5 protein-coding genes are annotated in these 6146 nt (G+C 67.1%); 1 reads left to right on the forward strand and 4 read right to left on the reverse strand.

Annotated features, from left to right (window positions below):
* Positions 1 to 25: 25 nt before the first annotated feature.
* Positions 26 to 250, reverse strand: coding sequence for an amphi-Trp domain-containing protein (locus tag GONAM_RS12835; RefSeq protein WP_006867184.1), 225 nt, complete (start codon positions 248 to 250; stop codon positions 26 to 28).
* Positions 251 to 374: 124 nt separating this feature from the next.
* Here GONAM_RS12835 and GONAM_RS12840 point away from each other — a divergent pair, with 124 nt between their 5' ends.
* Entirely contained in the window at positions 375 to 1970 is a 1596-nt protein-coding gene (locus tag GONAM_RS12840) for an alkaline phosphatase D family protein (protein ID WP_006867185.1), read from the forward strand.
* Between the two features lie 28 nt (positions 1971 to 1998).
* Here the strand turns inward: GONAM_RS12840 and GONAM_RS12845 are convergent, their stop codons facing one another.
* The 3 genes from GONAM_RS12845 to GONAM_RS12855 form a co-directional block, all read right to left on the reverse strand.
* Positions 1999 to 3771 carry a penicillin-binding transpeptidase domain-containing protein gene (locus tag GONAM_RS12845; protein WP_040536323.1) on the reverse strand — a complete coding sequence of 591 codons (1773 nt, stop codon included), beginning with the start codon at positions 3769 to 3771 and terminating at the stop codon, positions 1999 to 2001.
* Between the two features lie 89 nt (positions 3772 to 3860).
* Positions 3861 to 4787, reverse strand: a complete 927-nt coding sequence (locus GONAM_RS12850; protein WP_006867187.1) for a serine hydrolase — start codon at positions 4785 to 4787, stop codon at positions 3861 to 3863.
* Positions 4784 to 5665 carry a LysR family transcriptional regulator gene (locus GONAM_RS12855; RefSeq protein ID WP_040536326.1) on the reverse strand — a complete coding sequence of 294 codons (882 nt, stop codon included), beginning with the start codon at positions 5663 to 5665 and terminating at the stop codon, positions 4784 to 4786. The genes GONAM_RS12850 and GONAM_RS12855 overlap by 4 nt, the downstream gene beginning before the upstream one ends.
* Positions 5666 to 6146 lie beyond the last annotated feature (481 nt).

Consider the following 6146-nt stretch of genomic DNA (forward strand, 5'->3'; position numbering starts at 1 on the left):
GCGTCTTGGTTCTCGAAGAGAAGAACTACCAGGAGATCTCGATCTCGATCTCGGATTCGTCCTCACCACGCTCGAACTCGACCTTCAGATTCACCTGCGCGGGGATGTCGATGCGCACGGTCTTGTCGTTCTCGACGTACGACACCTCGTTGTGCCGGGCGATCGCGTCGGCGAGGTCGTGAAGCCGTTGCGCCGCCTCTTCGCGGGTCAGCGTGGACTTGGTCTCGTGCTCGAACAGTTCGTCGCTCATACGTTCATCTGAGCGGATCGGGATGGGCCGGTCAAGCGTGCCGCATCGACAGGTCGACGGACGGACATCCGGTCGTCACCCGCAGTTCTCCTGCGCGTCGAACCGTTGAGCAAATCTGACCCGAGTGACCTCAGCGCCCTTTCTCTCCCAGCATCTCTCCCGCCGCACGGTCCTACGCACCGCCGGGGCGGGGGCCCTCCTGATCCCGGTCGGAGCCGCGGCCGCATGCGGATCGCCGGACTCGGGTTCCGGTGCAGGTCTGATCAGGTCGCGTCCGACGCTCACCCACGGCGTCGCTGCCGGCGAGGTCACCAGCAGTGGCGCACTGGTGTGGGCACGATCGGACCGGACGGCGACGATGATCGTCGAGACCGCTTCGTCTGAGTCGTTCCGGGGCGCTCGACGCATCCGCGGACCTGTGGTGACGCCGGGTACCGACGGGACCGGTCGCGTTCGTGTCGCCGGCCTCGAACCCGGGCAGACCGTTCATTACCGTGTGACCCTCGAAGGTGAGGACGGCGCAGTCGGTGAACCGGTCGCCGGGACCTTCACCACTGCCCCGGTACAGGCGCGAGACATCACCTTTCAGTGGTCGGGCGACGTCGCGGGACAGGGGTGGGGCATCAACCCCGACCTCGGCGGGATGCTGATCTTCGCCACGATGGCCGAGCGCAACCCGCTCTTCTTCATCCACTCCGGTGATGCCATCTACGCCGATGGGCCCATCAGCGCGACCCAGGAACAGAACAACGGCGAGATCTATCGGAACGTGACCAGTGCGGCGAAACAGCAAGTCGCCCAGAGCGTTGACGATTACCGGGGCAATTACGCCTACAACCTCACCGACGAGCACTTTCGACGGTTCGTCGCGTCGGTGCCCCAACTCGTGCAATGGGACGACCACGAGGTCGTCAACAACTGGTTCCCGGGCGAGACCCTCGCCGGTCAGGGGCGCGATGGTTACACCGAGACCGACGTCGATGTTCTGGCCCGCAATGCGCGACAGGCCTGGCAGGAGTGGCAACCCGTCGATGCGTCGAGGTCGAAGCGCCTGTACCGCAAGGTCTCCTATGGGCCCCTGCTCGACGTCTTCCTCCTCGACATGCGCACACACAAAGACCCCAATCCCGATGCGTGGTCGAGGGTCAATGTCGACGGTGTGCTCGGGGCGGAACAGACCCAGTGGCTCATCGACGGGCTGAAGGGGTCGACGGCGACCTGGAAGGTTGTTGCCAACGACCTCCCGCTGAGCATCGTCGTCGCCGACAAGAACACGACGCCCGAGAACGGCCCGACGGCGATGGAGGCTGTGGGCCAGGGCGATCCGGGTGCACCCCTCGGACGCGAGATCGCATTCTCACGCATCCTGTCGCAGACGAAGAACGTGCCGAACATCGTGTACCTCACCGCAGACGTGCACTACACGGCGGCGATCTCCTATGAACCCGATCGCGCTGCTTTCAAAGACTTCTCGCCGTTCTGGGAGTTCGTTGCCGGGCCGCTGCACGCGGGTGCGTTCCCGCAGAGCCCGTTGGACGAGACCTTCGGCGCGAAATACGAGTTCGTGCATGCGCCCACCGAGGAGAACGTGTCCCCGGCCGAGGGATACCAACACTTCGGCGAGGTGTCGATCGACGGAAGGACTCGCGTGCTGTCCGTCCAGCTCGCCGACGCCTCGGGAAGCGCTCTGTACACGAAGCAATTGGCGCCGGCGAGATAGGCGCGGCGTCGACGCGGGACGGACGCCGTCAGTTGGTCAGCGGCCGCAGGAATTCCCCGCTGACCTGAACCGCGGGCCCCGACGACCCGCCGCCGACGACCAGCGTCGCGAATGCGAGGTCGCCGACGATGCCGGCGAACCAGCCGTGCGGGTTCTTGTTGTCGCCGTACTCGGCGGTGCCGGTCTTGCCGCCGAGGCCGGGGACATCTTGGAGCGCGGTGGCGGTTCCGCGGGTGACGGTGTCGCGCATCATGCTTCGCAGCGCACGGACAACGTCACCGGGGATCGGCTGGGAGTCGGTGTCACCGGTGGTCGCCTGTCCCTCGACCAGCGTCGGGGTGACGGTCTCGCCCCGAGCGAGACTCGCCTCGGCCAGCGCCAGTCCGAACGGGCTGACCGTGACCGTGCCCTGGCCGATGCCGTTCTCGACACGAAGCGCGGGGGAATCGGCCTTCGGCACAGAACCGGTCACGGTCGTCAGCCCGGGCACGGTGTAGTCGGCGCCGATGCCGAACTTGCGGGCCATCGAGGTCAACGCGTCGGCGGGGAGTTTGTTGGCCAGCGCGCCCATGGAGGTGTTGCACGATCGGGCGAATGCCGTTGGCAGAGGGACGGTCCCGAGATCGAAGTCGTTCTCGTTGGGGATCGTCCGGCCCTCGATGGTCGCGCGACCCGGACACGGGACCTGCGATGTCGGCTGCACCCCGCCCGACGCCAGGGCCGCAGCGGTGGTGATGGTCTTGAAGGTTGATCCCGGCGGGTACAACCCACTGAGGGACACTGCGCCGGACTTGTCGGCGGCGGCGTTCTGGGCGACGGCGACGATCCCGCCGGTCGACGGGGTGATCGCGACGATCATCGCGGGGCGTCGTTCTCCGTCGACGGCCCGCTGTGCCTGGGCCTGGATGTCGCGGTCGAGCGAGGTACGGACCGGAGACGTCTGACCGGGCTGCGCCGAGTCCACGAGATGCGTTGGTGCGCCGTCCCGGTCGACGATCTGGATCGACCAACCGGCGGTGGCGTCGATCGCCTTGCGCCAGATGTCCTCGAGTCCTGCCATAGCCGGGGAGTGGAGTGCCTTGGTCGCGCTGAGGAGTGCGCCCTGCTCGGTGGTCGTGACACCGGGGATCTCGCCGATACTGCGTTGGACGCGTTTGAGGTCGCTTTCCCGCAACCTGATCACCGTCTGGCTCGGGGCGTTGTTGCCCTCGAACAGTTTGCGGATGGTCGCCGTCGTGATCGACGGTTCGATCGGACGCAACGCGCGGGCCAGCTGACCGGCCGACGCGAGCTGTGCCCGTTCGAGATTGATCAGCGTCACGGGCTGCCAGGTCATCAGCGGTCGGGCGTTGGTGTCGAGCACGGGAGTACGGTAGGCGCGATCGTCGCTGTAGGAGAAGGACTGTCCCTCGCGGAGTTGCCGGTGCATGACCGACGGCTGCCACCGAATGCGCCAACCCGAATCCGTCTCGGCGAGAACAACCGACGTCTGGTAGGCGGTGTTGGTGTCCCGGATCTGCCACTGATGGTCGAGAGTGCCGGTGACCTTCTTGTCATCGACGAGGTCGGGGGTGACCGACAGCTTCGGGGTGGAACCCATGCCGTCGAAGATCGACTTGATGGTCACGCGCGCCGCGACCGGATCGTCGGTGAGGTCGGCGGCAGCGTCGGCGTCGCCCCGCTGGAGCGCCTCCGCGAACGACTGCAAGGTGTCCTCCGGCGAGTCCTGGGTCAGGAAACACCCGGACAGCGTGCCGACCAGCACGGTTAGAACACTGAGGACGACCAACCACCGACGCATGTGGCCAGACAACCGACCCGGGGGCGTCCACGCAAAGTCGCGACGCGCAATGACCCGATAGCGATCCGCTATCGCGCCAGGTCGAGTGGCTACTCGGCGGGGACGCGGAGCTGAGTCACGACTGTCCGGGCCGCCTCGCCGATGGCGCGGTCGACCTGCGGCAATGATTGCTCCGACCGGGCGCTCAGGGTGAAGACGGCGACCGCGACCGGAAGTTCTCCGGGGAACTCGACGACGCCGATCTCATTGCGGATCGCGACGAGGGTCCCGGTCTTGCCCGCCACGGTGACCCGCCGGAAGGGAAAGCCCGACGCCAGGCGGGCGGTGAAGACCTGGCGGCGCATCGTGTCCCTGATGAACGCGCACATCTCCGGCGACGCAGCGCGATCGGTCCAGACCGCGGACAACAGCGCCGTGCAGTCCCGGGGCGTCGAGGAACTCGAGTAGGCGGCGTCGTAGGCACTCACCGAAGCATCGCTGTCCGGATCGGCCAGAGCGGCGAAAGCCTCTGCCACCGTGCTGGTTCCGGTCTCGCGCTGGAGTCGTTCGTGTAGTTCTGCGACACCGCCGACGATCCGCGTGCGCTCGGCGCCGAGGGAGACGAGATCCGCACGTACGCGGTCGAGGCCGAGCTCGTCGAGGAGGACGTCGGCAGCGACGTTGTCCGAGACGGTCATCATCGAGATGGCGAGGTCGCGCCGGCTCAGCGTGACCGGGTCGCCGAAGGCGGCCAGCCCCGTCGGGCCCTGCGCCCATAGCGTCGGGTCGACTGTGATCGAGGAGGCGAGGTCGATGTCACCGCGATCGGCACTGCGACATAAAGAGATCAGGACGGCGAGCTTGTAGACCGAGGCCAGGACGACTGGCGCGTCGGCGTCGAAGGAGTGCTCGATCTGCGGTGAGCCGATCGTCGTGGCGTGTACCCAGCCGGAACAGCCGGCGTCGGCGAGAATCTCGGCGACGTCGCGATCGACTCGCTCCCGCACGTGGTCGGGGAGTGTGCCCGGGGCACTCAATCGGACGCCTTGCTGATCTTCCAGAGTGCCGCCGTCGTCACGTCGGCGACCTCGGCGAGTGCTGACTCCCGGTAGACGACCCGAAGCCGGAGTGCGGTGGTGTCGCGCCCGAGAGGCAGGCATCGGACGGCGTCGAGTGACGCGAGGCGTTCTGCGTCGGCGGTCAGACCGAATGCGCCACCGCCGGCGACGGCCGCCACCAGGTGTTCGGCAGACGAGACGGGAAGGACGTGTGGGTCGAGTCCGGATTCGCGGAGACGATCGATCAGCTGGTCGTATGCGGGCGGGTTGGCTGCTCGTGGCGGGTGGCAGAGGTCGAGTCCCGCGAGCTGGCGGAGCCGCGGCCGCGTCGCGGTGGTGACCGGATGACCGGTCGGCACGACCACCTGGCGTCGGAAGACGACGACCGGACCGGCCGTGAGAGCGCCGGTGACGCAGGGGGCATCGACGATGGCGAGGTCGAGGGTGCCCGCCGACACCTGCTCGACGAGACCCACCGTCGTGCCACTCACCATCTCCTGGCCGGAGGACACGTCGCCGAGGCGTTGTGCGACAGCGGCAACGGCGCCGGCCCCGGCGAGAGGGACTGCACCCCAACGCAACACCTCGGTCCCGTCATGAAGGCGTCGTGCCTCGCCGAGGAACCGCGCGGCGTCGTCGATCAGGAGTCGCGCGCGGGGTAGGAGATCACGGCCGGCGTCGGTGAGTTCGGCGCCGCGAGAGGTACGTCGGATGAGTTGGACCCCGAGCTCTTTCTCCAGGCGGCGCAACCCCTGCGAGACCGGCGGCTGTGTCATCTCCAGTCGGGCGGCAGCGTCCCCGAAGTGGCCTTCCTCGGCGACGGCGACGAAGAATCGCAGGTGCCTGACGAGATCCACGGGTTCCAGGATGGCACGCCGGCGACAATCAGCCCCGCAAACCCACCACGGATGGACAAACCCACCAGGTCGCCGCTCCCTGTCAGGCTGTTTGTGAGACACCTGGCAGGGGTCGCGGGGAACGGAGTGCGTGGTGTCTATCAGTGTCGAGGTGGGTCGGACCCCTAGCGGGCAGCGGTCGTACCCGCTCGGTTTCAAGGTCGAGTTTCTGCAGTTGTGGGATGCGGCGATGTTGGAGCGGGGTGGCCGTGCGCGGTTGTTGCGTGAGTATGGGTTGTCTCGGGCCACGGTGCGGGGCTGGTTGCACTCGCGTGATCGGGGAGACTTTGAGGCGTCGATGGTGTCGGCAGCACTCAAGTCGAAGGGATCGCGTCGGGTGGATGCTCAGGAACGAGCCGAGTTGGCGCGGTTACGCGCGGAGAACGAACGGCTGCGGAAGAAGGTCGAACAGGCCGAAGCGATCCAGGAGATCATGGGAAAA

Origin of the sequence: Gordonia namibiensis NBRC 108229, from assembly GCF_000298235.1 — a bacterium.
GTDB classification, from domain to species: domain Bacteria; phylum Actinomycetota; class Actinomycetes; order Mycobacteriales; family Mycobacteriaceae; genus Gordonia; species Gordonia namibiensis.

Excerpts from the sequence above, each read along its gene's own strand:
- GONAM_RS12835 (WP_006867184.1), bottom strand. The coding sequence starts at position 250 with ATGAGCGACGAACTGTTCGAGCACGAGACCAAGTCCACGCTGACCCGC.
- GONAM_RS12845 (WP_040536323.1), bottom strand. The coding sequence starts at position 3,771 with ATGCGTCGGTGGTTGGTCGTCCTCAGTGTTCTAACCGTGCTGGTCGGC.